This is a genomic window from Agrobacterium sp. CNPSo 2736 (assembly GCF_004005385.1).
In the GTDB taxonomy this organism is placed as follows: domain Bacteria; phylum Pseudomonadota; class Alphaproteobacteria; order Rhizobiales; family Rhizobiaceae; genus Agrobacterium; species Agrobacterium leguminum.
In genome coordinates this window covers 362,303-385,459 of the sequence record NZ_RZTX01000001.1, presented here as the reverse complement: position 1 = coordinate 385,459, position 23,157 = coordinate 362,303, and the positions used below count along the sequence as shown (strand labels likewise).

The window sequence follows — 23,157 nt, the reverse complement described above, 5'->3', positions numbered from 1 at the left end:
AGGATAGAGCACAGGATTCCTAAGACAAATTGGGGGTTGCGCCCGGAAACGACGCAATCGATCTGCTCAAAGTCGGGGAAAGCTTCGCTGGTCTTCCAGCATGCCAATCCCGAGCCAAGCTCCGGAGAAATCCGGTGAAGGTGTAGAGACTGGATGGGCAGCACCTAAAGGCCGCAAGGTCCATGGTGAAGGGACAGTCCAGACCACGAACGTCTTGCCGGCAAACGGCGGGACGGCGGCGAAAGCCGAAGCGGTATGAATCCTGGGGTCGGAGGTTCGAATCCTCTCGTGGACGCCATTTTCCTGTTTTATTTGCTATCGAAAATGCAAGGCGCGTTTATGCGGATCAGGATGATATGACATCAACTGTCAGCGGAGCCACCGAGACCGCATCCACGCCATTCGCTTTCAGGAAGTCGGTAACCAGGCCTTCGGCTTTGGCGCTTTCCACAAACGCGGTCAGATAGCTCTCCGCCACCGGGCCATGCGTCCGTGCCACTCCCATCGCCTGCTCGATCACCATGAAGCGGCCGGCCAGAAGCCGCAGTCCACCGAACCGGTCCGCGTCCTGCTGAAGTTGCTGACGAACACCCGCTGCGACGTCGGCTGACGTTTCCAGGAAATGCTGGACGACGGTGGGGGACGTCGCGGCGCGCTCGATCGTGGCGTGTCGAAGTTCTCGTGTAAGATACAGGTCGTAGGCGCTGCCCTTGCCCACAACCACCCTACGGCCCGCAACATCAATATCTTTCATTTCGGAGACCGGCGAGCCGTCTCGGACAAGATAACAGCCTTCGATCAGCACGTAGGGGGCAGTGAACGCAATCAGCTGCGCGCGTGTGGGATCGCGAGCGAAAAAGCCGATATCGGCACGGCCTTCCTCAACGGCGGTGACTGCCTCACCCGCTGACTCCAGAACGACAAGTTCGAGCGCTACGTCCAGACGCTCGGCCAGTGTCCGGGCGAGATCGACGGAAACGCCTGCGACGCCTCCCGGCACGTCTTTCCGGCTTGCGAGAATCGGATTCCCGACGTTTATCGTCGTCCGCAACGTTCCCGAGGGAGCAATTGCGCGTCGCACTTTGGCGATGTCGATGTCTGTCATTTCGCGTCTCCGATCACGCGTCCCGCCCGGATGCCTTCCGACCCGGCCTGTTCAGCAATTGCTTGAGGATGAGCGGCAGCACGCCGCCTGCCCGAAGAATGCCGACCTCCGCGCTGGTTTCGATTGCCGCCGCGGCATCCAGGGTCGTCGAAGTGCCATCGGCCTTCCGTATTGTTACGGTCACATCGCAACGTGGTGTCATGGTCTGTGGATCGGCGTCGATCACGATGACATCATCGGCCGAGATGCCGAGGTCAGCGGGCTTGACGCCTTGGGGTAACCGTAGGGGTAGCACGCCCATGCCGATCAGGTTCCAGCGATGAATGCGCTCAAAGCTGGCTGCGAGCACGGCGCGGACACCGAGAAGCGCCACGCCCTTGGCTGCCCAGTCACGAGAAGAACCCATTCCATAACGCTCGCCTGCCATCACAACCACGGACCTGCCCTCGGTTTGGTATCGTTGCGCCGCGTCCCAGAGTGACAGGACATCACCCGATCCGGCGTGGATGGTGGAACCGGGGGGAATGTCGTGGCCGAGAAGATTGCGCACCGTTTTGTTGGTGAACAGGCCACGAATCATCACTTCCCAGTTGCCGCGCCGCGACGAGAAGACGTTGAGGTCGAAGGGATTCTCTCCGCGTTCGATCAGATGGCGGCCGGCATCGCCCTTTGCGGGGATCGCGCCGGCCGGTGAAATATGGTCGGTCGTGATGTCATCGCCAACAACGAGGATCGGATGCGCCTCATAGGTTCCAAGCTTGGTGCCCTTGCCGAAACTCGCAAATGGCGGACGGCGGATGTAGGTGGATGTCTCGTCCCAGGGAAACAGCGTCGTCGTTGGAGCCGGAAGCTCCTTCCACGCCTTGCTCGCTTCGGCGGCATCGTAGGCGGGCGCGAAGTCCTCTATCTTCGATGCGGCAGCCAGGGCTTCGTCGATCTCCGCAGCACTCGGCCACAGCATGGAGAGGGTCACCGGCGTGCCGTCCTGCGAAACCCCGATCGGATCGTTCATGATATCGAGTTCGACGGTCCCGGCGAGCGCGAAGGCCACGACCATTGGTGGCGAGGCGAGGAACCCGGCCTCAAGCTGGGGATGGATGCGCCCGGGGAAGTTTCGGTTTCCCGAAAGCACGGCGACCGGAAGGATGCCACGTTTGGCCATCGCATCCGCGACCGGCTCGGTCAGCGGGCCGGAATTGCCGATACATGTCGTACAGCCGTAACCCACGATACCGAAGCCGACGGATTCGAGATCGGACAAAAGCCCTGCCCGCACGAGATAACGCTCCGCCGTCGGCGAGCCGGGAGCGGTGGACGTCTTGACCCAGTGCGGAGGGCGAAGTCCGTAGGCCTTCGCCTTGCGGGCCAGAAGTCCGGCAGCGATCAACAGGCGCGGATCGGACGTATTGGTACAGCTTGTAATGGCCGCTATCGCGACCGAACCGTCGTTCGGTTCGCCCTCGACGGAAGGCGCGCCGCCGTTCTTTTTCATTCCCGCGATTGCGCTACGGGTTTCGCTGACTGCAATCCGGTCCTGCGGGCGACGGGGGCCTGCGAGGCTGGGTTCGACGCTGGACAGGTCAAGATCGAGGGTGGACGTGTAGCGCGGACTGGCGTTCGGATCGAACCAGATGCCGACCCGTTTCGCATAGGCCTCAACGAAAGCAGCGTGTACCGACCTGCGCCCGGTGGTGAGAAGGTAATCGATCGACTGGCGGTCGATCGGGAAATAGCCGCTATTCGCCCCGAACTCGGGCGTCATGTTAGCAACGACCGCACGGTCGCCCGCCGTGAGGTTCGAGACGCCCGGGCCGTAGAACTCGACGAATTTGTCCTGCAAGTCGATCTGGCGGAGCAGATGGGTAACGACAAGCGCCAGATCGGTCGCAAGAACGCCCTCCCTCAGCGCGCCCGTCAGCCGGACGCCGACAACATCGGGAACGCGGAGGGCGACAGGCATGCCGAAGAAAACGCTTTCCGCCTCCAGCCCGCCGACACCCCAGGCCAGCACGCCAATGCCATTGATCATTGGCGTATGACTGTCCGTCCCGATCAGCGTGTCCGGCATGGCCCACAGCCTGCCGTCGCGCTGCACCGACGTCGCGACCGTCGCAAGCCGTTCGAGATTGAGCGTATGCATGATCCCGGTTCCCGGCGGATGCGCCCGGAAGTCGGCAAGGCTGTTTGTCGCCCATTTCATGAAACTATAGCGCTCGGCATTGCGCTCGTACTCTCGCTCCATGTTGCGTGCGAGTGCCGCCGAAGTCCCGAAAGCATCGACGGCGACCGAGTGATCGGTGGAGACATCGACGGGAACGACGGGGTTGAGCAGGGCCGGATCGCCGCCTGCCTCGGCGAGCGCCGAGCGCATGCCAGCGATATCCACGAGCGCGGGCCCGCATGTCGTGTCGTGCATCAGCACCCGGTTCGGCAGAAAGGGAATTTCGACATCGCTCTGGCCCGTTTCGAGCCAGGCGAGCATAGCGTCCTTGGCACTAAAGGCGTCGTCACCTGCCGTACGGAGAACGTTCTCCAGCAGGATGCGATGGATATAAGGCATGCGCACCAGACAATCGCCAGCCTCGGCCGGAAGATCGATGATGTCGTGGCTGACGCCGTTGATGTCGAATGTGGTGCGCATGCTGTTTTTCCATTCAGGCTTTGCGGGAGGACGTGCGGCCGGCGTGGAACTGTCCGGTCGGACTGTCATCGGCGTCGGGAGCCGGGAAGCGCATGAACCATGTCATGAAGAACGAGATCACGAGAAGCACCGCCAGAAACAAAAGGCCGCCGAGCGGGCTGCCTGTCGCCGTTTTAGCCCAACCCATCGCGTAGGGTCCGACGAATCCACCGAGGTTGCCGATCGAGTTGATCGCCGCAATCGACACCGCCGCCGTCGAACGTGACAGGAAGAGGCCCGGCAACGACCAGAACGGCGATTTGAACGCATAGATGCCTGCGAGAGCCACCGAGATCAGGCCAATCGCGACATAGGGATCGTGTGTCAGGCCTGTAGCGGCCAGCGCGAATCCGCCGATCAGGAGCGGTACGGCACTGTGCTTTTGTCGTTCGCCCATGCGGTCGGAACTCCTGGACCACAGGACCATCGCGATCGTGGCGATCGCATAAGGAATCATGGCGACGAGGCCGATCTGGGTGTGCGTTAGCGACTTGCCGAAGCTCTGGATGATCTGGGGCATCCAGAGACCAATCCCGAGATTGCCGACCTGATAGATGAAATAGATCGCTGACAGGAAAAGCACTTTCGGGTTGGAGATCGCCGCCCACAGCCCAAGATGCTGGACGTTCTTGCGTTTGTTATGGTCTTGGGCAAGCTCGCCGACCAGCCAGTTGCGCTCGTCCTCGGTCAGCCACTTCGCCTTCTCCGGGCGATCTGTCATGTAAAAGTAGTTGAAGACGCCGGCCAGGATCGCGGGCAACCCTTCGAGCACCAGCATCCAGCGCCAGCCCGCATGTCCGAACCAGTTCACGTTGTCCATGATCCAGGTGCTGAGCGGCGCGCCGAGCAGATAGGAAGCCGGGATGGCGGCGGTGAAGAAAGCCACCGTCGTTGCCTGTTCCTTGGCGCGGAACCAGTAGGTGAGATAGATGATGATACCGGGGAAGAAGCCTGCTTCCGCGACGCCGAGGAGGAAGCGGAGTGTATAGAGCTGCCAGGCCTCCTGAACGAAGCCCGTCAGGACCGCAACCGCACCCCAGGTGAGCAGAATACGCGAAATCCAGATGCGCGAACCGTATTTCTGGAGCGCGACGTTGCTCGGAACCTCGAACAGGAAATAGCCGATGAAGAAGATTCCCCCCGCAAAGCCGAAAGCTTCGGCGGAAAGGGCAAGGTCTTTGTTCATCTCGAGGGCCGCGTATCCGAGATTGGCGCGATCCAGATAGGAAATGACATAGAGGATGAAACAGTAGGGCACGATTCTCCAGAAGACTTTACGCGTGGTCGTCTTCTCGAGCGTGCTCGTATCGGTGAGCGTCATGGCTCCCTCCCAAAGGTATTTATGTCGCTTGCCTCCCAAGGCACGGCCCTTGTTTACATATTATAATTATAAAATGCAATTGAGATTTTTGAAGGACCGGTTTATCACAAGTGCTGGGCCATACGGAGGAGACCTGAGAAATGGAAAATCGCGGCGACCTGGTCGTTTATGTCGGCGCGCGAACAACGCGGCAACGCAACGCGCGCGGCAACGGCCTCAATGTGTACCGTCTTCGCAACGGCATGCAGTGGGAACACCTTCAGCTCCTCGAGATGGAAAACCCGTCCTTCCTGGCATTCGATCGAACCGGCCAGTTCCTGCACACCGTCCACGGCGACTCGGATCGGGTGACGTCATTCGCGATCGAACGGTCGACGGGCAAGCTGAAGCCACTGGGAACGCAATCGACACGGGGACGTAATCCGGTCGATCTCTCCTTTGACCCGACGAACCGATACCTCGTCATCGCAAATCACGTTACGTCGTCCATCGTCCTTCTTCCGCGCCTTGAGAACGGAGCCCTGGGCGAGGTCTGTGACCTTGCCGCAGTTACCGGGGAAATCGGCCCGCATCGCGTCGAGCAGGCCATGCCCAAGCCTCATCAGGTGAAATTCGATCCGAGTGGCCGGTGGATCGCGGTGCCGGACAAGGGTGCCGACACCGTCCTCATCTACAAGATCGACGCGGTGAGCGGAACCTTGCGGAAAGCGAGCGCCTGCGCCACGCGGGAGGCCTCGGGTCCCAGACACATCGCGTTCCACTCCAATGGCCGCCTCGCCTATGTTGTCAACGAGCTCGACTCAACTGTCACCGCGTACCGTTTCGATCCCGACAACGGACGCCTCTCGCCCTTCCAGATACTCTCGACCCTTCCCGACACCTTCACCGGAAACAGCCGCGCTGCCGAAATCGCGGTATCGGGCGACGGACGGTTCGTCTATGCCAGCAATCGCGGCAGCGACACCATCGTGGTCTTCGAACTGGACCGCTCCGGCCACATGCGTCTTGCCGGACATTGGGCGACCGGCGGAAAGACACCGAGATTTTTCACAATCCTTCCAAACGGCGTCCTCCTCGCGGCAAACGAGGATTCGGACACCGTGACCGCGTTCGACATAGACGCAATGACCGGTCGCCTGTCTGCGAGGGATGAGGTGCTCTCGGTCGGGAGCCCTGTCTGCATCGTCTTCAAGGCGCTGGACTGATGGACGTCAGACCTTCGGAGTCTTGATGCGGCTCGCGCCCATGATGTGGGTGAATAGAAACGCCGCAGCCTCGTTTCGTCGCCCGTCCTCGACGAGATCGAGGATATGGAGATGTTCCGCCGTCTGCTTCGGCAGGCGGCTGCGGTCGATGGTGATGTGATATTCGATGAGGCGGCGAAGCCTGTTGATCCGCTTGATGGAGTCGAGGAAGAACTCGTTGCGGGAGCATGCGACGAGCATCTCATGGAATTCGTTGTTGGCCTTGAAGATATCGGCACGCGACCAGGTCTCGAAACCGCCGTCGCGCAAGGCGGTCTGGACCTCGCGGGCGCGCTTCAAGCCCTCGACGTCGGGCTCGAACGTCGGCAACAGCATCGCCTGCTGCTCGATCACGGCCCGGAACGCATATCCATCCTCGTAACTCTGTCTGGACGTCAGAGCCTGACGGAACGCCCACCCATTCCCCGGCAGTCGCTCGATCCAGCCTTCGTCAGCGATGCGGTGCAGAACTTTCAGGAGACGGGTTCTGGGGACATCGTAGAAGCGCATCAACTCGTTTTCGCTGACGCGCTCTTCAAGCTTGCCCGACAGACGGTCCTCGGCCATACGGAAGTAGATTGCCTCGTCGCCCGCCGCGTCGTCGTTGGCGGTTTCAAGCGCGATATTTTCAGCGTCGACGGCAAGGAAGTAGCCCCTGTTTGGTTCGGCCCGGACGATACCATCTCCTTCGAGTTTCTGGAGAGCGCTCAGGATCGGCGCACGCGAAACCCGGAACGTATCAGCCAGCAGCTGCAATGGCAGGTGCTGGCCCTGTTGCATGCGGTTCGTCTGCACATACTCGATGATGTTGCTGCTGATCTGTGGTACCAGGCTTTTCCTAGCCATCCGCCGCCCTGTCCTGTTCGTCGCATGTTCGCGATGTCCTCTTACGGAACATCGCGTCATGTTACCATAGCGCGATGGGTCGCCGTCACCAATCAATCCTCGTCCTGCTGGAAACGTGACAGTCCGCGGAAGATGAAGGGTGCGACAAGAGCAACGACCGCGATCCCGATCATGATGGCCGAACTCGGATGTTGTAAGAAGACAATCGGATCGCCGAGGCTCATCTGAAGCGAGCGACGCAATGCACTGTCGGCAAGAGGGCCAAGGATAAGGCCAACGACGGCAGGGGCGATCGGATAGTCGAAACGCCGCATGAGGAATCCGACGACACCGAATCCGGTCAGCAGGAGCAGTTCGACAACGGATGGATTCGCCGCAATCGTTCCCATGGACGCGAAGACCAGAATCCCGGCGTAAAGCCATGGAAGCGGGATTTTCAGCAGTCTGACCCAGAGGCCAACCAGCGGTAAATTAAGCACCAGCAGCATCACGTTGGCGATGAACAGGCTCGCAACGAGGCCCCAGACGAGATCGGCGTGCTGAGCGAAAAGGAGCGGTCCTGGTTGAATGTTATATTGCTGGAATCCCGCAAGCATCACTGCTGCCGTCGCGGACGTAGGCAGGCCAAGCGTGAGCAACGGCACGAGCGTTCCTGCCGCGGAGGCATTGTTCGCCGCTTCGGGACCCGCAACGCCCTCAATCGCGCCTTCGCCGAATTCCTCGGGTTTGCGGGATAGCTTCCTTTCGATGTTGTAGCTGAGGAATGTCGGGATTTCTGCGCCGCCTGCCGGCAGCGCGCCGATGGGGAAACCGATGAAGGTTCCGCGCAGCCAGGGCTTCCACGACCGGCTCCAGTCCTCCTTCGTCATCCAGATCGATCCCTTCACCGGGATCGGTTTTTCCGGCTTGTAGAGATGCCGGGAAGCCACGATCAGGGCTTCGCCTATGGCGAACAAACCGACCGCGAGCGTCGTCACCTCAACCCCGTCGAGAAGTTCAGGAACGCCGAAGGTCAGACGTGCCTGGCCCGTAAGCTGGTCGATGCCCATAAGACCGAGCCAGAGGCCAAACGCCAAGCTCGTCAGACCACGTAGCGGCGACGATCCGAACGTCGCCGAAACAGTGACGAACGCAATCAGCATGAGACCGAAATAGTCCCACGGGCCAAACTTGACCGCGACTTTAACGAGGACGGGCGCAAGGAATGCGAGGCCGACCGTTGCGATCAGGGCCGCGACGAAGGATCCGATTGCAGCCGTGGCGAGCGCCGGACCGCCCCTTCCCCTGCGCGCCATCTGATTGCCTTCGAGCGCGGTCACCACTGACGCGCTTTCCCCGGGCGTATTCAGAAGGATCGCGGTCGTCGAACCACCGTACATCCCGCCATAATAGATGCCCGCAAACATAATGATGGAGCCGCCGGGATCGAGTTTGAAAGTGACGGGAAGCAGAAGCGCAACCGTCAGCGCCGGGCCGATACCGGGAAGCACGCCGACCGCCGTGCCTATGATGACCCCGATTGCCGCGTAGATGAGGTTCGCGGGATCGATGGCAATGGCGAAGCCCTGGAAAAGATAGATGAGGGTGTCCATGGCGACCTCAGAACAGCCGCTCAAGCGGGCCCATGGGCAACGCGAGCGTCAGAAGCTTGTTGAAAAGAAGGAAGATGACGATGCCGAGGATCGCCCCAAGACAAATATCGGTGACGAACGCCTTGCGGCCGAAGGCGCGCGCCGTGAAGGCGAAAAGCAGCGTCGATCCCAGAATGAACCCGCCCCCTGCCCAGATGGACGCGATCAGTCCCGACAGGGCAAGACCGATCCAACCGACGGCCTTCCAGTCGACTTCCTCGTTCTCGACATCATTGGGCTTGAACGCGCTGATCAAATGGCCGGCCGCCAGAATTGCAAACAGGATCGCAACGAAATATGAAGCCGCGGTGGCGCTCATTCCGTATGTGGCCCGTACGACCATTCGGCTTGCGTCCCAGTAGGTCACGGCGGCGATAGCGAAAAGCACGATGGCGATGACCGCCGCGGGGCGGTTGTGGATAAAAGCTGATTTGCTGGTCATTGTTTCCTCGTCGCCGGGATGCCGCAGACGGGGCATCCCGGTCTTGGGAGAAATCAGTCGGCGAGGCCGATGGACTTCAGAATGCCGTGCACTCGCTCGGTTTCCGAGCCGATGAACGTCTTGAATTCGTCTGATGACGCGTAATAGTCGGTCCAGCCGCGCGTCTTGAGAACGGCCTGCCACTGTTCGGATTTCACCGTCTTCTCTACGGCAGTCTCGATAGCCTCAAGGTCAGCGCCCTCGACGCCGGGACCGGCGAAAACTCCGCGCCAGTTGACGAGTTCGATATCAAGACCCTGCGCTTTCAGCGGCTTGGCCTCGATTCCTTCGATAGGCTCAGGATAGGAGATAGCCAGAGCGCGGAGATCGCCGGATTTGATCTGGCCTTCCCATTCACCGTAACCGGAAACGCCTGCCGTCGCCTGCCCGCCAAGCATGGCCGCCAGAGATTCACCGCCACCGGAATAGGCAACGTAGTTGATCTTCGCAGGATCTTCGCCAGCGGCTTTCGTGACCAGCGCAGCAAGGATGTGGTCCGCGCCCCCGGCGGACCCACCGACCCAGATGGCCTTGGCAACGTCAGTCTTGATGGCCTTGAGCAGGTCATCCATGGTTTGGATCGGGGAGTCCTTGGGAACGACGATGACGAGCGGATCGCCTGTCAAGCGGGCGACCGGCGTGACCTGCGTAAGATCCACGGGCGACTTGTTCGATATGCTGGCGCCGACAAGGGTAATGCCCGCGACGAGGAGCTGCTTGGGACTGCCCTTTGCCGACCCCACGAACTGCGCCAGCCCGACGGTGCCGCCGGCACCCGGAACGTTGACGACCTGCACGCTCTTTGCGGCGCCCGTGGCCATCATGACTTCCTGGAGTGAGCGGGATGCCGAGTCCCACCCGCCACCGGCGCCGGCCGGAGCGGTGATGGTGAACTCGAGGCCATCAGCCATTGTGGCACTCGCCCCCGACATCGCGGCAGTGGCGGCGACCGTTGCAGCCACGAGAAATTTTCTGAGATGAAGCATTGCGACGATCCTCCTTATCGCGTGAACCCACCTCCATGGGTATGACGTGGAGAAACTGCATTATATAATTATAAAAGTAAATGGGTATTGCGTGCTTCTTTGTGAAGCGATCGATCGCAGCCGACTGGGTCCGCGCGAAAGGTCAGTCACGGCTCATTTCCTTGCCCGCTTGTTTCGATGCTTGCTTATCTGGCGCCCGCGTGACGCTTCTGAGCCTACTGCGCCTGCGGAAGGCTGCTTGCAACGATGCTGGCGTCAAGCGCTTCATAACCTGCAAGGTCGATCAGATCGTAGAGTTCGGCGCGGGTCTGCATCCTGTGGATGGCATCCGTCACGGCTCCCTGGCGGGCAAGCTCGGCATAAAGTTCCTGCTGCGCCTTGTTGGCGACCCGGAGCGACGAGACTGGCCAGATAACCATTCGGTAGCCGAGCGCCTGCAGCGCTTCGGCCGTCATGGGGGGAGAGCGACCGAATTCCGTCATATTGGCCAGAAGAGGAACGCCGTCCATAGCGGCTGCGAACTCGGCGAACATGGCTTCGGTCGTCAGAGCCTCAGGAAAGATGGCGTCCGCTCCGGCCTTCACATATAGACGAGCGCGGTCGATCGCCCGTTCCATTCCTTCATCGGCCACTGCGTCCGTCCGTGCGACGATCACGAGAGACCGCCGGGCCCGGGCCGCCGCCGCAATCTTTGCGGCCATGTCCGCAGGGGTGGCGAGCTTCTTGTCATTCAGATGACCGCATTTCTTCGGCAGCACCTGATCTTCGATCTGGATGGCCGCCGCGCCGACCTCTTCGAGACGATGCACCGTGTTCATGACATTCAGGACCTCACCAAAGCCCGTATCGCCGTCGACCAGCAGCGGAAGACCCGAAGCCCTGACGATCTGGCGTGTGAAGAACAGCACGTCCTCCAGCGTAAGGATGCCAAGATCGGGGAGCCCCATGGAGGCGCTCATCGCCGCTCCAGACAGATACAGCGCCTTGAAGCCCGCCTTTTTTGCCTGGAGAGCCGCAAGGCCATTGTGCGCGCCTGGCATTCTGACGATGTCAGGCGCGCGCAGAAGGAGACGCAACCTTTCGCCTGCCGATGTTCGATCCTGATCCGTGGGCACGAGATAATTCATTCTGATCAATCCATCTGCAGAGATGTTTTCTGCCGCCACTTCGCGAGCCTCGGCAAAAGCAGCGGAACGAGAAGAACAGCGACGGCCATCCCCCACAGGGTGACGGAAATCGGGCTCGACCAGAGGATGGCGACGTCTCCGGCAGAAAGAGACAGGGCCCGCCGCAGGCTTTGCTCCAGTATCTTGCCGAGCACGAGACCGAGGATGAGCGGCGCCATCGGCACACCGAGACGGCGCAGAACATACCCACCAACCCCGAGGGCCACCATCAGCACAAGGTCAAAAGTCGTGGACTTGCCCGAATAGACACCAATCGCGCTGACGACGACGATGAACGGCACGAGTACCCAGGCCGGAACCGAAAGCATCCTGGCAAAAACACCGACGAGCGGAATGTTGATCGCCAGAAGGATGAAGTTGCCGATGAAGAGCGAAGCGATAAGGCCCCAGACCAGGTCAGGTTGCGAACGGAAAAGCGCCGGGCCCGGTGTCAGGTTATAAAGCGTCAGAACGCCAAGCATGATCGCCGTCGTACCGGAACTGGGGATGCCAAGCGTGAGCATGGGAATGAAATTGGAATTGGAAGCGCTGTTGTTGGCTGCCTCAACGGATGCAAGGCCGCGCATGTCACCCTGACCGAAACGGCTGCCCTCGGGATCGTTCTTTTCAACCACGCGCTTTTCTGTCGTATAGGCAAGTGCGGAAGCGACCGTACCTCCGGCACCCGGCAAAATGCCCACAAAGAACCCGATCAGCGATCCGCGAAGCGCAGCCATATTGGTGAAACGCATCTCGGCCCGATTGAAGAGCGAGCGACCCAATTGCTCGATACGAACGGTCATGCCCCCGTGCATGGTGTCGAGCATGATCAGCAACTCACTGATCGCGAACAGACCAATGACGACAGTGGCGAACTGGACACCATCGACCAGATTTGGCGAGCCGAAGGTGTAGCGATAGACCCCGGAGTTGGCATCGATGCCGATCGTGGAGATCGCGAGGCCCAGCCCAATCGCAAGCATCGCCTTCACCGGCTGATCGGTAAGAAGGCCCGTCAGGCAGGCGAAAGCGAATACCATGAGGGCGACATATTCGACCGGTCCGAATGCCAGTGCCCATGTCGCAAGAATTGGAGCGGCAACCACGATGCCCAAAGTCGCGATTGCCGAGCCGACAAAGGAAGTCCAGGCCGAGAGGGAGAGCGCGATCCCGGCTTTCCCCTGGCGCGCAAGCGGATACCCCTCCAGAGCAGTCATCACCGCCGAAGCTTCGCCGGGCACGTTCAACAGGATGGCGCTGATCCGGCCTCCATATTCGGAGCCGATATAGATCGCCGCCATCAGGATCAACGACCCCTCCGGAGGCAATCCGAGGGCAAATACCACCGGCACAAGCATGGCGACAGCGTTGATTGGACCCAAGCCGGGAAGAACGCCAACCATCGTCCCGACGACGGCGCCAAGGGCGGCAAGAAGGAGGTTGGCAGGCGAAAGAGCAACCCCAAATCCATGCATGAGATAGTTGAAAGTATCCATCAGACGATGCCTCCGAATGGACCAGCAGGAAGAACAACCTCCAGAAGCTGGTCGAAGAGCAAATACGACGAAACGGCCAGCACAACGCCGGTCAGCGCGCCCTGCCACCATTTGGCTCCGAAGATCATCGCAATCGGGATCATGAAGATCGTGGTCGCAATCACGAAACCAAGCGATTGGAAGAGAAGGGCATATCCGGCAAGACAGCCAGACAGGGCGGCGATGGCAGCGATGGGTCCCACCGGTTCGGCGGCGGATTTACCCGGCTTAAGAAGCAGGATGACACCGCACAGCCCGATCATCGTTGCCGCGATGATCGGAAACGCGCGGGGTCCAACCGGTTCATAAGCAAAGGGTGCCTGCAACCCGTATCCGAACATGAGCATGATCGCTGCGACCGCAATTGCGGTCGCTCCCAGAAGACGGTCGGTCATCATTGGTCAGGCCCTTATTTGGTCGTCGCGAGGCCGAAGTCGGCGGCAAGCTTCTTGTAGGCAGCCACCTGCTTCTCAACGAAAGTCTTCGTTGCTTCGCCCGTCATCGGAAGAGGAAACAGGTTGCGCTTCTGAAGCTCGGCGGCGTAATCAGGAGACTGCATGGCCTTGGCGAAGGCATCGGCCCACCACCGGTAGTCCGCCTCGGTGACTTCAGGGCCGACATAGAAGCCGCGCACGATCGGCCACTTGATGTCGAATCCCTGCTCGATGGCAGTGGGTACCGGCGAAAGCTTGCCGGGAAGGCGCTGCTCCGAGAAGATTGCGAGCAACTTCAGCGGCGCGCCGCCATCGATTGCCGCCTGGCTGTCGCCGACGTCGTTCATGCAGATATGGACATGTCCACCCTGAAGGGCGGTCGCACAGTCTCCGCCGCCCTCGAAAGCAACAAAACGCATGGCTTTGTAATCGATACCTGCCGCGCGAGCGGCCATCGCGGCTTTCATCCAGTCCTGGCTGCCGATCGTGCCGCCGGCTCCAATGATGACGGACTTCGGATCCTTCTTGATCGCTGCCATCAGGTCTGTCAGGGACTTGTACTCGCTGCTTTCCTGGACGACGACCGCACCGTAATCGGTACCGACGCTTGCAACCCAGCGGACGTCTTTTTCGGAATATGCGCCAAATTTGCCCTGGGCGAGATTCAGAAGCGATCCGGCGGAAAAGGCCACAATGACATTCGGCTCCGCACGGCGCTGTCCGACGATGGCGTTATAGGCAACCGCGCCGATACCGCCAGGCATATAGGAAACGCGTATGGGGGACTTCACCGCACCCGATTGCTGAAGCGTCGCCTGCGCAAGCTTGCAGGTAATGTCAAAGCCGCCGCCGGGCTGGGCAGGAGCGATGCATTCGGGATTCTTGGGGTCGGCATGAGCAATCGTCGAAGAAATCGAAAATGCTGTAAAGGAAAGGGCGGCGCCGAGAGCGGCGCGAAATGCGAACGTCATTGATGTTCCTCCAGAAAGTAACGCAGACCTCCTATCTGCGAAGCACCCCGTATATCGCTCTCAAGCTTTCAACTGGCTTTCAGTCGCCAGAGGCAGGCGAATGGAAACCACAAGGCCAGTCCGGTCCTTTCTATTCCAGACCTGCAGCGAACCACCGCTGGCGCGGGCGACAGTCAGCGCAATGGCCAGCCCCAGCCCGCTGCCGCTTGCTGCCCGATGCCCGCTGCGGAAGCGTGTTCCCGCATGGACCAGTTCATCCTCCTCCATGCCCGGACCTTCGTCCATGATGTCCACAACAACCCATCCATCGTCGCGCAGGAGCTTCACCGTCACCAGGCTGCCCTCGGGCGAATATTTGACCGCATTGTCGAGAACGTTCATCATCGCTTCCTGAAGAAGCCCCTCATTGGCGCGGATGACCAGTCCATCGTCGTGGGCGTCTATCGCGCAGTCCATGCGACGGCCGCGGATTCGGGGCCACAGCATCCTGACGCTCTCGGCTACCGTCTCGGCAACGTTCAGGCAAACCTGCGGATATGTTTCCGTACCCTGGGAGGTCCGGGCCTTGGCGAGCGCGAGAAGCTGGTTCGTCGTTCGGATCGAACGATCCAGGACGTCCTTCGACGACTTCAACGTCATGCGGATTTCGTCGGGGTTTGCCTGGTGCAGCGCGTAGTCGATCTGGGTTCGCAGGATCGTCATCGGGGTCCTGAGCTGGTGCGAGGCATCATCCAGGAACCGCCGTTGCTGTTCCGCCTGCTCGACATTCCTCTCCATCAGCCGATTCATCGCCTCCACAGCCGGGCGAACCTCCTTTGGTAGATCGGCGATCTCGAGCGGCCTTAGATCGTCGGGTTCGCGGGCATCGATCGCCTCCCGCAGCCTGTTGAGCGGTTTCAGCGCCATGAAGACGCCGATGCCGATAAGCATTCCCAGAACCACCACGACGAGAACGTCACGAAGGATGGCGCGGAAGATCAACTCGTTCTGGAACATGGTGCGCGACAGTTTCGTCTCCGCAACCTGAATGGTGATCTGCGTCCCGTCCGGCTTAACGGGATCGAGCGGCCGACTGAGTGCTCCGACGCGTATTGCCTCGCCGAAATAGTCGCCGTCATGGAAGCGAAGCTCCCCCGGCAGGAGGTTCGGGGTCTCTGGCAGGAGGACATCGCCGATCTGGACGAGGCCGTCGCTCGTGGACACGTTGAAATAGACCTTCCCCTGCGCCGTCAGCTGGAAGAACTCGAAGAGATTGTAAGGAAGCTCGACCCCGATACCCCCGCTTTCCGTGGAAATGTTTGCATCGATCGCCCTGACTGCCCCCGCAAGCGATCGATCATAGGCGCTATCGGCCATTTCCTGAACGGTCGTCGCACTGAACCAAAGCGTGGACGCCATTGCCAGAATGATTGCCGGCACAATCCAGAGACCGAGCGTGAGGGCGAGCGGACGTCCGGGCTTGCCGGACCTTCCAGCGCTGCTCATGCCGCGCCCGCTTCGAGCACGTATCCCAGTCCGCGCACTGTTCTGATCTGAACCGAGTTCGAGAGCTTCTTCCGCAGTCGATGCGCGATGACCTCGATTGCCTCCAGTTGGATATCGGCATCATAGGAAAACATCCGGTCGACAATCTTCTGCTTCGACATGGGTTCCCCCGCATGCTGCACGAGGATACGAAGGAGCGAGTGCTCACGAGGCGTCAGGTCAAGCGGATCGCCACACAGGGTGAAACGCTGCTCGGCCGAATAATAGGTAAGGTCACCGCAGGAAAAGGTGCCCACATTGCGCCCATGGGCTCGGCGCACCAGCGCGACCAGCCGTGCCTCCAGTTCCTCGATTGCGAACGGCTTGGCCAGAAAATCATCCGCGCCTTCGTGAAGCGTGCCTATTCGTTCGCTGAGGGTATCTCGAGCGGTCAGGATGAGAGCCGGAGTATTGTCGCCGCGTACTCTCATAGCGGAGAGAACGGCGCGTCCGCCCATCTTCGGCAGCCCCAGGTCCAGAATGACGGCGTCGAACTCCTCCTGCCGAAGCCGCTGGTCGGCAGCCGTTCCGTCATCTGCCCAATCGATCATGAACTCGTAGCGCTGCTTCAGCGCCTTTATCAGCCACTGTGCCAGCTCCGCATCGTCTTCGACCAGCAGTAGTTTCAAATGTAAACCTCCGCTTACATGGCATCATGACCAGCTTCGGCGCAAGATGAACCAAATCATCGTCTGCCTGAAACCGTGACCGATCATCGTTTCTCGCTGATATACAGATAACGATCTACGACAATTTCGCTTTCCCCAAGCCGTTTCTGATAAATTTCCTTTCTGTCATGCACCCGTTCCGCAACCCTTTGTGAAGGGATGTTTTCGGGCGTGGTGATGCTGACCACTCTGGGCAAACCAAGGTTGTGAAAGGCATAGTCGCGGCAGGCGATGGCCGCTTCGGTTGCCAGACCCTTGCCCCAGAAACCGCGCCAGAGATGATACCCTATCTCCGGTTCACGGCCCGCAGGGGTCCTCTGCAGCGTAATTCCACAATCGCCGATCACCTCTTCCGAGACCGGATCGACGACAGCCCAAAGACCGAAGCCATACCGGCTATAACTATCGAAAGCCAGTTCCTGAAACCAGGCGAGGGTTTGCGCAGGTGACTTGGTGCTGGGATAAAACTGCATGCAGTCCGGGTCAGCGTAAATCCGGCTCAATGCGGCCAGATCGGCACTCTCGACTTTCCGCAGATGTAATCGTCTGGTCCTTATAATGATCGACACGCGAACCCCCTCCAGCGCCGTGCCACACCCTGCCCCTATCCCTTTATCAAAGCAACACGCCCCTCCTTCCGCCTTTCTGGGTTCGGTGGGGGGCCTGGCAGAGAAATTCACACGACCTTCCGGACCGGCATGGCCTCTCCGGAAGGTCGATTTCCGGTATAATCCCTTGGCTGCAAGCCTATACCGCCACCGGGGTAATCCAGCGCGGATCGGTGCTCTCGGCGCTGTCTACCACCGCCTCCACGAAGGCCACACCCTTCAGACCGTCATAGGCGAGCGGGATATTGCGGCCGATGGCTGCCGGTTCGCGCCCAGCCTTACGGGCGCGGATGGCTTCCGCGAAACCGGCATAGAGGTTGGCGAAGGCCTCCAGATATCCCTCCGGGTGGCCGGGCGGAGTGCGGGTACGGACCCTTGCGTCTTCGGAAAGATCGTCCGCGCCGCGCTTGATGGTCTGCACACGCCCGTTAAGCGGCGTATAGACGAGTTCGTTCGGCTGTTCCTGAAACCATTGCAACGAACCGGTCGCGCCGAAAACCCGCAGACGCACGCCGTTGGAATTGCCGAGCGCCACCTGCGACGACCACAGGAGCCCCCGCGCGCCGCCCTCATAACGCATCATCACATGGGCATTGTCATCCAGCGCCCGCCCCGCCACGAAGGTAGCGAGATCGGCGGTGAGGGACTGCAATTTCAGCCCGGTCACGAAACCGGCCAGATGATAGGCATGGGTGCCGATATCGCCGATGGAGCCGCCGCGGCCGTTCTTCTTCGGGTCGGTGCGCCATGCCGCCTGGGCATTGCCCTGCTGTTCGATGGCCGTCGCCATCCATTCCAGCGGATATTCCACCTGCACGGTGCGAACCTCGCCGATCTCACCCGCCGCGACGCGCGCACGCGCTTCATGCACCATCGGGTAGCCGGAATAGGTGTAGGTCACCCCAACGAAGCGGCCGCTTTCCCGCGACAGTTTTTCCAGCGCAATGGCGTCTTCCAGCGTCGCGGTCAGCGGTTTTTCGCAGATCACGTCGAAACCTGCCTCGATCAGCGCCTTCGCGATCGGGTAGTGGGTGAAATTCGGTGTGCAGATTGCAACCGCATCGACACGATCCTCGCGGGCAGCCTCGCCGGCGATCAGCTCCTGATAGCTGCCATAGCTGCGGGCCGGGTCGAGCCCTTCATTGATCGCAAAGGCGCGGCCCCTTTCGGGATCGACATCGAAGGCCCCGGCCACAAGCACCCATTTGCCGTCAAGGCGTGCGGCAGGACGGTGGATATTGCCGATATAAGCACCCTGGCCGCCGCCGATCATGCCCAGACGAAGTGGTCTTTCGATAGTCATTATTCCTCCAGCCCCAGCATGGCGCGGTTGGCATTGCGGTTCGCGCCGGATTTGACGAAATCGTCAAAGGCACGGTCCGAAACGCGGATGATGTGGTCAGTGATGAAACGCGCACCTTCCGACGCCCCGTCTTCGGGGTTCTTGACGAAACATTCCCACTCCAGCACCGCCCAGCCATCAAAACCGTAGGTCGTCAGCTTGGTGAAGATCGCCCCGAAATCGACCTGCCCGTCGCCGGGGCTGCGGAAGCGGCCGGCCCTTTTGGACCAGGGCTGATAACCGCCATAGGCGCCCGATTTTCCGTCTGGACGAAACTCGGCATCCTTGACGTGGAAGGTTTTTATCCGCTCGTGGTAATGGTCGATGAAGGCGAGATAATCCATTCCCTGCAGAACCAGATGCGAAGGATCATACATCAGGTTCGCCCGGGGATGTTCCTTGACCTTGTCGAGAAACATCTCCCAGCTGTGGCCGTCATGCAGGTCTTCGCTGGGATGGATTTCATAGCAGACGTCCACGCCATGGGCGTCGAAGTCGTCGAGGATCGGCGTCCAGCGACGGGCAAGCTCGTCAAAGCCTTCCTCCACCAGCCCTTCCGGCCATTGCGGATAAGGATAAAGATAGGGCCATAAAAGCGCCCCGGGGAAGGTCACATGGCGGTCGATGCCGAGGCGCTTTGAGGCGCGGGCGGCAAAGCGCAGTTGTTCCTCGGCCCATGCCCGACGCTTTGCGGGATTGCCGCGCACATGTTCCGGTGCAAAACTGTCCATGATCGCGTCATGGGCGGGATGCACCGCCACAAGCTGCCCGGTAATGTGGGAGGCAAGTTCGGTGATCTCCAGCCCGTGCTCGCCGAGCATGCCCTTCAGATCATCACAATAGGCATCGCTTTCCGCCGCCTGTTTCATGTCGATCAGACGCGTATCCCAGGTGGGAATCTGCACGCCCTTAAAGCCTTTGGCCGAGGCCCACGCCGCCAGCGAGGCAAGCGAATTGTAGGGCGCCTCATCGGCCGCGAACTGCGCCAGAAAGACACCCGGCCCCTTGATGGTCCGCATCATCTTATTCCTCCAGCTTTTTCGCCGGCACCGGCGCGTCGTCGTAACCGCCATAGACCGACTGATCGAAGGGGATAACCGCGCCCGTCATCATGCCGCTGTCGTCGGAGGACATCCAAAGGATGGCACGGGCCACTTCGAGCGGATCGAGGATGCGCCCGAACGGCTTGGCCGCCGCCGCGCGGTCGATGAAACCGGGATCGCCGGTCTCGGAAAGGACAAGCTTGCGCTCGTGATCGGAATTCATCCAGCCGATATCGAGCTGGTTCACATGGATTCGATGACGCATCAGCGAAAAGCCGGCATGGCGGGTGACGGTGGCAAGCGCGCCCTTGGACGCCGCATAGGGCGCAAGGAAAGGCTGGCCTGTCAGACCCGACATCGATCCGACATTAACGACACGGCCCTCGATACCCTCGCGGATCATCACCTTTGTCGCATCCTGAATGAGAAAGAATGGCGCACGCGTATTGACCGCAAACATCCGGTCGAAAAGCTCGGGCGTTGTGTTGAGCATATTGCCGCGATCCGTCAGGCCCGCCGCGTTAACGAGGATATCGACCCGACCGAAGCGTTTGTCCGTCGCCGGAATGATACTGCGGACATCATCGATATCGCCGAGATCGGCCGCCACCATCTCAACCGGCACGCCGGATTTCTGCGTGATGGCATCCGCGACCGCCTGTCCCTTTTCCACACCGCGCCCGACAATGACGATCCCCGCCGCGCCCGCCTGCGCAAACACCTGCGCAACCGCTGCGCCCAGCCCTTGCGTTCCGCCGGTAACAACGGCGATCTTTCCTTCAATACGGTTCATTTCACGACCTCATATCCAGCGGCGTCCATCACGCGCAGCAATTCCCTATGCCCCTTTCGGGCCATGTCCAGTGGCGGGTTCCTGATCGGGTCCTGCTCCGCCTCGACCACGAACCAGCCCTCGTAACCTTTCGACGCCAATGCCTTGACGATCGCCCCGAAATCCAGACTGCCATCACCCGGCACGGTAAAGGCGCCCTCGATGACGGCATCGAGGAAACTCTCCCGGCTTCTGTCCAGCGCATCGACAACCTCACGCCGGATATCCTTGGTGTGGACATGGGTAATGCGTGCATGGTGGTTTTCGATGACACGCATGACATCGCCGCCCGCAAAGGCCATGTGCCCGGCATCAAACAGCAGGGGCACGGAGGAGTGCTTCATGAAGAGATCAAGTTCCGGCTCGGTCTCCACCACGGCCGCCATATGGTGATGGTAGGAAATCGGCATGCCCTTCGCCGCGCACCAGTCGGCAAAGTCGGACATCTTGCGGCAATAGGCCGCCATGCCGGCCTCGTCGAGCCGGGGCTTCGTGGCAAGCGGAGCGGAGCGCACGCCCTGAATGGAGCGCGCCGTTTCACCATAAACGATGCAGGGCGCGCCGGCGGCGATGAAGAATTCCATCTGCTGCGCGATGCGGTCCTTCTCCACCTCGATGTCACCATCCAGCAGCAGGCCGGAAAACCAGCCGCCGCATACCGATATGCCGTAGCGGTCGAGGATCGGCCCAAGCTCCGCCATATCCATCGGAAACCGACGCCCGGTCTCCATTCCGGTAAAGCCGGCTTCGCTTGCCTGCCTCAGGCATTCCTGAAGGCTCACATCATCGGAAAGCTCGGCAAGATCGTCATTCCACCAGGCGATCGGCGCGATACCAAGTCTTGCTTTCATCTCAGACCCCCACTCGCTGCGCCTTGCGGATGTTTTCCTGCGCGGCGCGGGCGGCACGCACGGTCTCGAAACTGGAGACGGAGGGAACACCGACATCCCAGTCGGCATCGCCCGGCACCCATTTCCAGGCATCGGAAACGATGGAGATGACAGTCACGCCATCATTGCCCTGCGCCCAGGTCACCGCGTCTTCAAGATCGGCAAGGCTTTCGGCCCTGCGTGCATGGGCGCCCATGGCTTCCGCATGCTTGACGAAATCGACATGCAGCGGATTTTCCCTGTCCCTGACGCGGCAATCTGCCAGCAGATTGTTGAAACCGGGAACGCCCTTGGCCTGTTGCAGACGGTTGATGACGGCATAGCCGCCATTATCGCAGACCACCACGATCATCCGGTGCCCGGTGAGCGCGGCCGAATAAATATCCGAGTTCATCATCATATAGGTACCGTCCCCCAGCATGACGATTGGAACGCCGCCGGCACCGCCCGGCCCTTCCTGCGCCATGGAGCAGCCCCAGCCGGCAGCGATCTCATAACCCATGCAGGAAAACCCGAATTCGCAATCGAACGTATTCGGGTTCTTGACCCGCCAGCCCTTGGTCACCTCACCCGGCGTTCCGCCCGCCGCCGCAATCAGCGTATCTTCGGGCCGCGCAACCCGGTTCAGCACGCCAACCACCTGCGCATAGGAAGGAACCGGCGCATTGGTGATGCGCTGGTGTTCGTCGAGCAGATTATCCCATTCGGCAAACAGCGTTTTGGCCCGCTGCATATGGGTGGCATCGGCCTTATAGGCGCCGAGCGCGTGGTCCAGATCGTCGATCGTCTCAAGCGCATCGCCAACCACGGAAAACGCCCGGTGTTTCACCGCATCGAAGCGGGCGGCGTTGACGGAAATGAACTGCGCATCGCGGGAGAAAGCCGTCCAGGAACCCGTGGTGAAATCCTGAAGTCGGGTACCGATCGCCAGCACGACATCCGCATCCTTGGCCAGCGCATTCGCCGAAGTTGATCCGACGATGCCGATCGGCCCGGCATGGACCGGGTGGTGATGGGTGAGCGCGCCCTTGCCGGCGATGGTTTCGACCACGGGAATGCCGCGCTTTGCAGCGAAATCGGCAAGGCGCTCTTCCGCCAGCGAATAACGCACGCCGCCGCCGGAAATGATGAGCGGACGTTTCGCCTGCGCCAGCAGCCGGGCGGCAGTCGCCACGGCGTCACGGTCAGGACGCGGCCGAGGAATTTTCCAGATCTTCGGTTCAAAGAAGACTGCCGGATAATCGAAAGCGATTTCCTGCGTATCCTGCGCAAGACCGATGAAAGCCGGGCCGCAATCGGCCGGATCAAGCATGGTGGCGACCGCCTGCGGCAGCGATTGCAGCAATTGTTCCGGCAGCACGATCCTGTCCCAGTAACGCACCACGGATTTGAACGCGTCATTAACGGTCAGTGTCGGATCGCCGAAATGCTCGACCTGCTGCAGAACCGGGTCCGGCAGGCGGCTTGCGAAGGTGTCGCCCGCAATGAGGAGAACGGGCAGCCGGTTGGCCATGGCGACGCCGGCGGCGGTCACCATGTTCAACGCCCCCGGCCCGATCGAAGTCGCAGCGACCATGATCTGCCTGCGCCGCTTTGCCTTGGCAAAGCCGATTGCGGCAAGCGCCATGGATTGTTCGTTCTGCCCACGCCAGGTCGGCAACTGGTCCTGCACCGTCTCCAGAGCTTCGGAAAGGCATGTGACATTGCCGTGCCCGAAAATGGCGAACACGCCCGCGAACAGGGGAACGCGCTCTCCGTCGATCTCGGTAAACTGGTTGCACAGGTAACGTACTAGCGCCTGGGCCATGGTCAGGCGTAAAGTCTTCGCGGTCATCTCGCCTCCTCCTGCG

The 23,157-nt window shown here is 60.6% G+C and carries 20 protein-coding genes and 1 tRNA gene; 2 read left to right on the top strand and 19 right to left on the bottom strand.

Going from position 1 to position 23,157, the window contains the following annotated elements:
- The first annotated feature begins 201 nt into the window (after positions 1-201).
- Positions 202-298, top strand: a tRNA-OTHER gene (locus EM858_RS27025).
- Between the two features lie 48 nt (positions 299-346).
- Here EM858_RS27025 and EM858_RS01740 read toward each other — a convergent pair.
- From EM858_RS01740 to EM858_RS01730, 3 genes are read right to left on the bottom strand one after another with little or no spacing between them, the layout of a single operon-like run.
- On the bottom strand, positions 347-1,105 hold the full coding sequence (locus tag EM858_RS01740) for a transporter substrate-binding domain-containing protein (RefSeq protein ID WP_127755606.1): 759 nt from the start codon (positions 1,103-1,105) through the stop codon (positions 347-349).
- A gap of 13 nt (positions 1,106-1,118) precedes the next feature.
- Entirely contained in the window at positions 1,119-3,746 is a 2,628-nt protein-coding gene (acnA, locus tag EM858_RS01735) for an aconitate hydratase AcnA (RefSeq protein ID WP_127755605.1), read from the bottom strand.
- Between the two features lie 13 nt (positions 3,747-3,759).
- Positions 3,760-5,106, bottom strand: coding sequence for an MFS transporter (locus tag EM858_RS01730; RefSeq protein WP_127755604.1), 1,347 nt, complete (start codon positions 5,104-5,106; stop codon positions 3,760-3,762).
- 140 nt (positions 5,107-5,246) lie between these two features.
- Here EM858_RS01730 and EM858_RS01725 point away from each other — a divergent pair, with 140 nt between their 5' ends.
- Complete coding sequence (locus tag EM858_RS01725; RefSeq protein ID WP_127755603.1) at positions 5,247-6,311, top strand: lactonase family protein; 1,065 nt, start codon at positions 5,247-5,249, stop codon at positions 6,309-6,311.
- Between the two features lie 6 nt (positions 6,312-6,317).
- Here the strand turns inward: EM858_RS01725 and EM858_RS01720 are convergent, their stop codons facing one another.
- The 16 genes from EM858_RS01720 to iolD form a co-directional block, all read right to left on the bottom strand.
- Positions 6,318-7,196, bottom strand: a complete 879-nt coding sequence (locus tag EM858_RS01720) for a GntR family transcriptional regulator (protein WP_127755602.1) — start codon at positions 7,194-7,196, stop codon at positions 6,318-6,320.
- A 92-nt stretch (positions 7,197-7,288) separates the two neighbouring features.
- A complete protein-coding gene (locus tag EM858_RS01715; protein WP_003520634.1) occupies positions 7,289-8,788 on the bottom strand; it encodes a tripartite tricarboxylate transporter permease in 1,500 nt (499 codons plus the stop codon).
- 7 nt (positions 8,789-8,795) lie between these two features.
- Positions 8,796-9,269 carry a tripartite tricarboxylate transporter TctB family protein gene (locus EM858_RS01710; RefSeq protein ID WP_127755601.1) on the bottom strand — a complete coding sequence of 158 codons (474 nt, stop codon included), beginning with the start codon at positions 9,267-9,269 and terminating at the stop codon, positions 8,796-8,798.
- A gap of 53 nt (positions 9,270-9,322) precedes the next feature.
- Positions 9,323-10,240: a tripartite tricarboxylate transporter substrate-binding protein gene (locus EM858_RS01705; protein ID WP_236774992.1), complete on the bottom strand. Its 918-nt coding sequence runs from the start codon at positions 10,238-10,240 to the stop codon at positions 9,323-9,325.
- Between the two features lie 269 nt (positions 10,241-10,509).
- The gene (gene prpB / locus EM858_RS01700; RefSeq protein ID WP_127755599.1) at positions 10,510-11,421 is read right to left on the bottom strand and encodes a methylisocitrate lyase; all 912 of its coding nucleotides are present in this window, start codon (positions 11,419-11,421) and stop codon (positions 10,510-10,512) included.
- Between the two features lie 5 nt (positions 11,422-11,426).
- On the bottom strand, positions 11,427-12,956 hold the full coding sequence (locus tag EM858_RS01695) for a tripartite tricarboxylate transporter permease (RefSeq protein WP_080819423.1): 1,530 nt from the start codon (positions 12,954-12,956) through the stop codon (positions 11,427-11,429).
- Positions 12,956-13,393, bottom strand: a complete 438-nt coding sequence (locus EM858_RS01690) for a tripartite tricarboxylate transporter TctB family protein (protein ID WP_127755598.1) — start codon at positions 13,391-13,393, stop codon at positions 12,956-12,958. Before EM858_RS01690 ends, EM858_RS01695 begins: the two co-directional genes overlap by 1 nt.
- Positions 13,394-13,404: 11 nt before the next feature.
- Positions 13,405-14,400: a tripartite tricarboxylate transporter substrate-binding protein gene (locus EM858_RS01685; protein WP_127755597.1), complete on the bottom strand. Its 996-nt coding sequence runs from the start codon at positions 14,398-14,400 to the stop codon at positions 13,405-13,407.
- A 60-nt stretch (positions 14,401-14,460) separates the two neighbouring features.
- A complete protein-coding gene (locus tag EM858_RS01680) occupies positions 14,461-15,885 on the bottom strand; it encodes a sensor histidine kinase (protein WP_127755596.1) in 1,425 nt (474 codons plus the stop codon).
- Complete coding sequence (locus tag EM858_RS01675) at positions 15,882-16,553, bottom strand: response regulator (RefSeq protein WP_127755595.1); 672 nt, start codon at positions 16,551-16,553, stop codon at positions 15,882-15,884. The genes EM858_RS01680 and EM858_RS01675 overlap by 4 nt, the downstream gene beginning before the upstream one ends.
- A gap of 83 nt (positions 16,554-16,636) precedes the next feature.
- The gene (locus EM858_RS01670; protein WP_127755594.1) at positions 16,637-17,161 is read right to left on the bottom strand and encodes a GNAT family N-acetyltransferase; all 525 of its coding nucleotides are present in this window, start codon (positions 17,159-17,161) and stop codon (positions 16,637-16,639) included.
- A gap of 178 nt (positions 17,162-17,339) precedes the next feature.
- Positions 17,340-18,503, bottom strand: a complete 1,164-nt coding sequence (locus EM858_RS01665; RefSeq protein ID WP_245482975.1) for a Gfo/Idh/MocA family oxidoreductase — start codon at positions 18,501-18,503, stop codon at positions 17,340-17,342.
- Positions 18,503-19,561 carry a sugar phosphate isomerase/epimerase family protein gene (locus EM858_RS01660; protein ID WP_127755894.1) on the bottom strand — a complete coding sequence of 353 codons (1,059 nt, stop codon included), beginning with the start codon at positions 19,559-19,561 and terminating at the stop codon, positions 18,503-18,505. Before EM858_RS01660 ends, EM858_RS01665 begins: the two co-directional genes overlap by 1 nt.
- A 4-nt stretch (positions 19,562-19,565) precedes the next feature.
- On the bottom strand, positions 19,566-20,378 hold the full coding sequence (locus EM858_RS01655) for an SDR family oxidoreductase (protein WP_127755593.1): 813 nt from the start codon (positions 20,376-20,378) through the stop codon (positions 19,566-19,568).
- Complete coding sequence (iolE, locus tag EM858_RS01650; protein ID WP_127755592.1) at positions 20,375-21,268, bottom strand: myo-inosose-2 dehydratase; 894 nt, start codon at positions 21,266-21,268, stop codon at positions 20,375-20,377. The genes EM858_RS01655 and iolE overlap by 4 nt, the downstream gene beginning before the upstream one ends.
- Position 21,269: 1 nt before the next feature.
- Complete coding sequence (iolD, locus tag EM858_RS01645; protein ID WP_127755591.1) at positions 21,270-23,141, bottom strand: 3D-(3,5/4)-trihydroxycyclohexane-1,2-dione acylhydrolase (decyclizing); 1,872 nt, start codon at positions 23,139-23,141, stop codon at positions 21,270-21,272.
- Positions 23,142-23,157: the final 16 nt, after the last annotated feature.

Coding starts and splice junctions, on each gene's coding strand:
- EM858_RS01660 (WP_127755894.1), bottom strand. CDS start 19,561: ATGCGGACCATCAAGGGGCCGGGTGTCTTTCTGGCGCAGTTCGCGGCC.
- acnA (WP_127755605.1), bottom strand. CDS start 3,746: ATGCGCACCACATTCGACATCAACGGCGTCAGCCACGACATCATCGAT.
- EM858_RS01705 (WP_236774992.1), bottom strand. CDS start 10,240: ATGTCGGGGGCGAGTGCCACAATGGCTGATGGCCTCGAGTTCACCATC.
- EM858_RS01655 (WP_127755593.1), bottom strand. CDS start 20,378: ATGAACCGTATTGAAGGAAAGATCGCCGTTGTTACCGGCGGAACGCAA.
- EM858_RS01730 (WP_127755604.1), bottom strand. CDS start 5,106: ATGACGCTCACCGATACGAGCACGCTCGAGAAGACGACCACGCGTAAA.
- EM858_RS01690 (WP_127755598.1), bottom strand. CDS start 13,393: ATGATGACCGACCGTCTTCTGGGAGCGACCGCAATTGCGGTCGCAGCG.
- EM858_RS01710 (WP_127755601.1), bottom strand. CDS start 9,269: ATGACCAGCAAATCAGCTTTTATCCACAACCGCCCCGCGGCGGTCATC.
- EM858_RS01715 (WP_003520634.1), bottom strand. CDS start 8,788: ATGGACACCCTCATCTATCTTTTCCAGGGCTTCGCCATTGCCATCGAT.
- EM858_RS01725 (WP_127755603.1), top strand. CDS start 5,247: ATGGAAAATCGCGGCGACCTGGTCGTTTATGTCGGCGCGCGAACAACG.
- prpB (WP_127755599.1), bottom strand. CDS start 11,421: ATGAATTATCTCGTGCCCACGGATCAGGATCGAACATCGGCAGGCGAA.
- EM858_RS01740 (WP_127755606.1), bottom strand. CDS start 1,105: ATGACAGACATCGACATCGCCAAAGTGCGACGCGCAATTGCTCCCTCG.
- EM858_RS01685 (WP_127755597.1), bottom strand. CDS start 14,400: ATGACGTTCGCATTTCGCGCCGCTCTCGGCGCCGCCCTTTCCTTTACA.
- EM858_RS01720 (WP_127755602.1), bottom strand. CDS start 7,196: ATGGCTAGGAAAAGCCTGGTACCACAGATCAGCAGCAACATCATCGAG.
- iolD (WP_127755591.1), bottom strand. CDS start 23,141: ATGACCGCGAAGACTTTACGCCTGACCATGGCCCAGGCGCTAGTACGT.
- EM858_RS01680 (WP_127755596.1), bottom strand. CDS start 15,885: ATGAGCAGCGCTGGAAGGTCCGGCAAGCCCGGACGTCCGCTCGCCCTC.
- EM858_RS01665 (WP_245482975.1), bottom strand. CDS start 18,503: ATGACTATCGAAAGACCACTTCGTCTGGGCATGATCGGCGGCGGCCAG.
- iolE (WP_127755592.1), bottom strand. CDS start 21,268: ATGAAAGCAAGACTTGGTATCGCGCCGATCGCCTGGTGGAATGACGAT.
- EM858_RS01695 (WP_080819423.1), bottom strand. CDS start 12,956: ATGGATACTTTCAACTATCTCATGCATGGATTTGGGGTTGCTCTTTCG.